Here is a 5,190-nt window from a genome sequence, read left to right on the forward strand (position 1 = left end):
GTAGGGGGGTGTCCGGGGCGGGCCGGGGTGGGGCGCCGCCGTCGGGTTCGGGGTCCAGGATACGCACCGGTCAGGACGCGTTATCCGCGTGTCGCGGCGCGACCGGGGGCGGCCCGGACGCGCGGGGCCCCGCCGGCCGGTGACGGCGGGCGGGGCCCTGCGGGTCGTGCGCGGCTCAGGAGGCCGGGCGGGTGATCTTGCGGGAGGCCAGGACCTCGTCCACGAGGCCGTACTCCTTGGCGCCCTCGGCGGAGAGGAACTTGTCCCGGTCGATGTCGCGGGAGACCTCCTCCGGCGTCCGGTTGGACAGGGAGGCCAGGGTCTCCTCCATCCACACGCGCATGCGGTTGATCTCGTTCGCGTGGATCTCGAGGTCCGTGGCGGTGCCGCGGTCGCCCTGCATGGCGGGCTGGTGGATCAGCACGCGGGCGTTCGGCAGCGCCAGGCGCTTGCCCGGCGCGCCGGCGGCCAGCAGCACGGCGGCGGCGGAGGCGGCCTGGCCCAGGCACACGGTCTGCACCTCGGGCCGGATGAACTGGATCGTGTCGTAGATCGCGGTCATGGCCGTGAAGGAGCCGCCGGGCGAGTTGATGTACAGCGTGATGTCACGCTCGGAGTCCATCGCCTCGAGCACCAGCAGCTGGGCCATGATGTCGTCCGCGGAGGCATCGTCCACCTGCGCGCCGAGGAACACGATGCGGTCCTCGAACAGCTTGGCGTAGGGGTCCTGGCGCTTGAAGCCGTAGGGGGTCCGCTCCTCGAACTGCGGGAGGATGTAGCGGGCGTCCGGGGTGGGCATGGTCGGCGTGCCGACGGGCAGGCCGGCGGGGAACTGGGTCATTCTGCTCTCCTGGGAGGTTCGGTCGGGGGCGCTGCGGAGCGGGCTCAGCCCTCGACGCCGCCGCCGCCGGTGACGGAGGCCGCGCTCTGCGCGATGTGGTCGATGAAGCCGTACTCGAGGGCCTCCTGCGCCGTGAACCACTTGTCACGGGCGTTGTCCTCGAGGATGGTCTCGATGTCCTGGCCGGTCTGCTCGGCGGTGAGCTCCGCCATCACGCGCTTCATGTGCAGGATCAGCTGCGCCTGGATGCGGATGTCCGACTCGGTGCCGCCGATGCCGCCCGAGGGCTGGTGCATCAGGATGCGGGCGTGCGGGGTGGCGTAGCGCTTGCCCTTGGCGCCCGAGGCGAGCAGGAACTGGCCCATGGAGGCGGCCAGGCCGGTGGCCACGGTCACCACGTCGTTCGGGATGTACTGCATGGTGTCGTAGATCGCCATGCCCGCCGTGACGGAGCCGCCCGGGGAGTTGATGTACAGATAGATGTCCTTCTCCGCGTCCTCGGCGGAGAGCAGGAGCAGCTGCGAGCAGATCGCGTTGGCGTTGTCGTCGCGCACGTCCGACCCCAGCCAGATGATGCGCTCCTTGAGCAGCCGGTTGTAGAGGTAGTCCTCGCGGAGCGTCGGGTCCACCGACGTCATGCGGGGGGTGATGTCCGTCATCACTGCTGCCTTCCTGTCGATTCTGGGGTCGGGACGGCCGTGGGGCCGCACGCGGCCGAGCGGTCTCCCGGATCGTGCTCGAGACTATCGGGGCGGCGCCATGCGGGCACGGGCGTCCGTCACGTTTCGCTGATGGCGCAGGTGCCGCGCGGCTCAGCCCGGCGCGGCGGCGGTCCGCTTGAACGTGCGTCCCTGCGGGACGATCTCGACGGCGCCCACCCCTCGCCCGGCGAGCTCCTCGTCCACGAGGTCCACGACGTCGGCCGCGGCGCCGAGGACGACGTGCGCCACCAGGCTCACGTCCCCGGAGGTGGCGGCGACGAACCGCACCGCGGAGAGCGATCGGAGGTGCTCCGCGAGCGGGCGCACCGCGCCGGGCTCCACGCGCAGCCACAGCATCGCGTCCCCGCCGGGCCCGTGGACCGCCGGGTCGATGTCCGCCTCGAAGTAGACCGCGCCGTCGGCCACGAGGCGCGCGCGACGCCGGCCGACGGTGGTGGCGTCGACCCCCAGCTCTCGTGCGAGCGCGGCCAGGCTCCGCCTCCCGTCGCGGGCCAGAGCTGTCATCAAGGCCCGGTCGAGGCCGTCCAGGGGGCGGGCCGGCAGGGGGGCCGCACCGGGCGGACCCCACACCCGCAGGAGCTCGTGCACCCGCACCCGGGTGCCGTCCCGGCGGCCCGTCAGCCCGCGCAGCACCACGTCCTCGCCGTCCGGCGGCGTGACCAGCCCGGCCATCAGCTGGGTCCCGTCACGGCTGAGACGCACCCAGCGGGAGTGCGGGAACCGGGCCACGGTGTCGCCGAGGCGGGCGATGTCCTCGGGGCGCCCCTCGGTGCGCGTCAGCCACGCCATGCCGCCCGCGAACCCCGGCAGGCTGCGCCCCCGGACCCGCACGACCCCGGCCGCCTCGAGTGCCCGGAAGCGGCGGGCCGCCGTCCGGTCGGACACGCCCAGCCGCCGCGCCCACACCGCGTGCCCCGCGGCCGGGTCCGCGTCGACGACGCTCAGCAGACGCCGGTCCAGGTCATCGATCGGGCGCTCAGCGCCCTGTCGCGCCCCGCCCGCGGCGGGACCGCCGGTCGATGTGCCGGAATCCCTCACAGCATGCCCCTTCTCCCTCGCATCACTGCACGGAGCGTACGTCACCGTGCGCACTCTGCTCTGATCAGCGGCATGACCATCACTCCGTCCTCCCCACCGGCCCGCGCGGCCACCCCCTCCTCGGTCGCCCTGATCGGCGTCGCCGCCTTCAGCTGCCTCGTCGTGGCCCTCCAGCAGACGCTCGTCGTCCCGGCCGTCCCCCGCTTGCCCGCCGTCCTGGGCGAGACGCCCGGCGCGGTCTCCTGGCTCGTGACCGCGACCCTGCTCTCCGGCGCGGTCGCGACGCCGATCATCGCCCGCCTCTCGGACATGTTCGGGCGCCGCCGACTCATGGTCGTGGCCATGCTCGCGGTCCTCCTGGGCTCCGTGGTCGCCCCGCTGGGCGGCCTGCCGATGCTCATCCTCGGCCGCGCCCTGCAGGGCCTGGGCACGGCCGTGGTGCCCGTGGCGATGGCACAGATGCGCGACAGCCTCCCGCCCGAGCGGACGAGCACAGCCCTGGCCGTCCTCTCCGCGGTGCTGGGGGTCGGCGGCGGCGTCGGCATCCCCCTCGGCGGCCTGATCGTCACCCACCTGGACTGGACCTGGCTCTTCTGGGTGTCGGCGCTGCTGTCGGTCGCCTCGCTCGTCGCGATCGCGCTCGTGATCCCCCACCACCGGCCCGACCGCGCGGAGCGTTTCGACCTCACCGGCGCCGTGCTGCTCTCCGTCGGCCTGCTCGCCCTGCTCACCGCGGTGTCCCAGGGCAACGCGTGGGGCTGGACGTCCGTCGCCACGCTCGGCTTCGGCGTCGTCGGCCTGTTCGTGCTGGTGGGCTGGGGCGCGGTGGAGCTGCGCACCGTGGACCCGCTCGTGGACCTGCGCGCGACGGCGGCCACCCCCGTGCTGCTGACCAACGTGGCCTCCCTGCTGCTCGGCGTGCTGATGTTCGCCAACCTGCTGCTCACCACCCTGCAGCTGCAGAACCCGGTGTCTCAGGACGGCTTCGGCTGGTCTGCCTCCGCGGCGGGGCTGGCCATGCTGCCCAACGCCGCCGCCATGCTGGTCGTCGCCCCCCTGACCGCGTGGATGTCGCACCGGTGGGGCCCCCGCTGGATCCTCGCCGTGGGCGCGCTGGTCACCGCGGCGGGCTACCTCGGCCGGATGCTCGTGAGCACGGACCCGACGGCGGCGATCGTGTGGGCCACTGTCGTCGGGTTCGGGGTGGGCATCGGCTACTCGGCGCTGCCCATGCTGATCGTCGCCCACGCGGAGGCGCGGCACATCGGCGCCGCCAACGGGGTGAACGCGCTCGTCCGCGCGATCGGCACGGCGCTGGCCTCCGCCGGCGTCAGTGCGCTGGCCGCCCTGCTGGCCGTCGAGGCCGGCGGCCGCACCGTCCCCGGTCCGGCCGCCTTCACCGTGGTCGGGACGCTCGCCGTCGCGTTCGCGCTCGGCGTGTTCGCCGCAGCGGCCGGGATCCGGCAGCGCACGCATCCGTGACAATGCACCTGTGACATCGAGAGGAACCACCACCATGGACGCTGCCGCACTCGCTCCCGGAGCGATCGACACCCACGCCCACGTCTACCCCGCCGCCTACCTCGACCTGCTCGAGGCGGGCGGGCGGGATCCGCGGACCACGGGGATCGCCCGCAGCCTCGGCGCGGACTCGAACGAGGCCGACATCGGCGCCCGGCTCGCCCTGATGGATGAGGCGGGCGTCGGCGTGCAAGTCCTCGCGGCCACGCCGCAGACCCCCTCGCTGGACGACCCGGCGGCCGCGGGCGAGGCCGCCCGCATGGTCAACGACGAATACCTCCGACTGCACCGCGCCCATCCGGACCGGTTCCTCCTGTACCTCGCTCTGCCGCTGCCGCACGCCGTGGAGTCCGTGGCAGAGCTGGGGCGGGTCCTCGACGACCCCGCCCTCCGGGGCGGCGTGGTCGGCGTCAGCGTGCCGACCGTGCTGCCGGGCGGACAGGTGCTCAGCGATCCGCGACTGGACCCGGTGTGGGCCGCGCTCGACGCGCGCGGCGCCGTCGTGAACGTCCACCCCACCGGCTCCGGCGCATGCTCGCCGCTGCTCACCGACCACGGCCTGGAGTGGGTGAACGGCGCCCCCGTGGAGGACGCGACCGCGACCCTGCACCTGCTCGCGGCGGACGTCCCCGGCCGCTTCCCCCGGATCCGCTTCCACGTGGCGCACCTCGGCGGCGACCTGCCGTTCCTCGCGCGGCGCCTCGAGGACAACTACGAGGACTGGGACGCGTTCCCCGCCTCCCCGCTGCAGACCCTGCGGGGCTTCCACTTCGACGCCGCGAACTTCCATGAGCCCTCGCTGGCCCTGACCGCCGAGACCTTCGGTGCGGACACGCTCCTGGCGGGGTCCGACTTCCCCTACTTCCAGGGGGAGAAGTACCGCCGCGCCCTCGACTACATCCGCACGTCCCGCCTCTCGGCGGAGGACCGCGCGGGCGTGCTCCGAGAGAACGCGCTGCGGCTGTACGGGCTCTGAGGAGCGCCGCCCTCAGCGGGACCCTCCCCCCGCACGACGACGCCCCGCCCGGTGGGCGGGGCGTCGTCGTGCAAACGGGAGGGATCAGGCCT

General features: G+C 73.9%; 5 protein-coding genes. 2 read left to right on the plus strand and 3 right to left on the minus strand.

Annotated elements, in window-relative coordinates:
• Positions 1-175: 175 nt before the first annotated feature.
• The 3 genes from Q4D18_RS10190 to Q4D18_RS10200 all read right to left on the minus strand — a co-directional run bounded on the left by Q4D18_RS10190 (position 176) and on the right by Q4D18_RS10200 (position 2,601).
• On the minus strand, positions 176-841 hold the full coding sequence (locus Q4D18_RS10190) for an ATP-dependent Clp protease proteolytic subunit (RefSeq protein ID WP_303128013.1): 666 nt from the start codon (positions 839-841) through the stop codon (positions 176-178).
• Between the two features lie 44 nt (positions 842-885).
• Positions 886-1,479, minus strand: coding sequence for an ATP-dependent Clp protease proteolytic subunit (locus Q4D18_RS10195; protein WP_303128018.1), 594 nt, complete (start codon positions 1,477-1,479; stop codon positions 886-888).
• A 174-nt stretch (positions 1,480-1,653) separates the two neighbouring features.
• Positions 1,654-2,601 (minus strand): Lrp/AsnC family transcriptional regulator, encoded by a 948-nt coding sequence (locus Q4D18_RS10200; RefSeq protein ID WP_303128014.1) that lies wholly within the window; start codon positions 2,599-2,601, stop codon positions 1,654-1,656.
• A gap of 72 nt (positions 2,602-2,673) precedes the next feature.
• Here Q4D18_RS10200 and Q4D18_RS10205 point away from each other — a divergent pair, with 72 nt between their 5' ends.
• Both Q4D18_RS10205 and Q4D18_RS10210 read left to right on the plus strand, forming a co-directional pair.
• On the plus strand, positions 2,674-4,083 hold the full coding sequence (locus tag Q4D18_RS10205; protein WP_303128015.1) for an MFS transporter: 1,410 nt from the start codon (positions 2,674-2,676) through the stop codon (positions 4,081-4,083).
• Between the two features lie 34 nt (positions 4,084-4,117).
• Positions 4,118-5,098 (plus strand): amidohydrolase family protein, encoded by a 981-nt coding sequence (locus tag Q4D18_RS10210; RefSeq protein WP_303128016.1) that lies wholly within the window; start codon positions 4,118-4,120, stop codon positions 5,096-5,098.
• Positions 5,099-5,190 lie beyond the last annotated feature (92 nt).

This window comes from Micrococcus sp. (assembly GCF_030523875.1).
In the GTDB taxonomy this organism is placed as follows: Bacteria; Actinomycetota; Actinomycetes; order Actinomycetales; family Micrococcaceae; genus Micrococcus.